Annotated in this window: 1 rRNA gene (cut by a window edge); it reads left to right on the forward strand. The window is 55.6% G+C overall.

From position 1 onward, the window contains the following. Positions 1 to 250 (forward strand): 23S ribosomal RNA (locus tag AC1QQ2_RS14035); its annotated part runs 335 nt beyond the window's last position; the annotation flags it as partial.

Genomic DNA, 250 nt, shown 5'->3' on the forward strand with positions numbered 1-250 from the left:
TAACTGGGGCGGTTGCCTCCCAAAAAGTAACGGAGGCGCCCAAAGGTTCCCTCAGCCTGGTTGGCAATCAGGTGGCGAGTGTAAGTGCACAAGGGAGCTTGACTGTGAGACTGACAGGTCGAGCAGGGACGAAAGTCGGGACTAGTGATCCGGCAGTGGCTTGTGGAAGCGCTGTCGCTCAACGGATAAAAGGTACCTCGGGGATAACAGGCTGATCTTGCCCAAGAGTCCATATCGACGGCATGTTTTG

Origin of the sequence: Aestuarium sp. (assembly GCF_023253315.1) — a bacterium.
Lineage (GTDB): Bacteria > Pseudomonadota > Alphaproteobacteria > Rhodobacterales > Rhodobacteraceae > Marivivens > Marivivens donghaensis.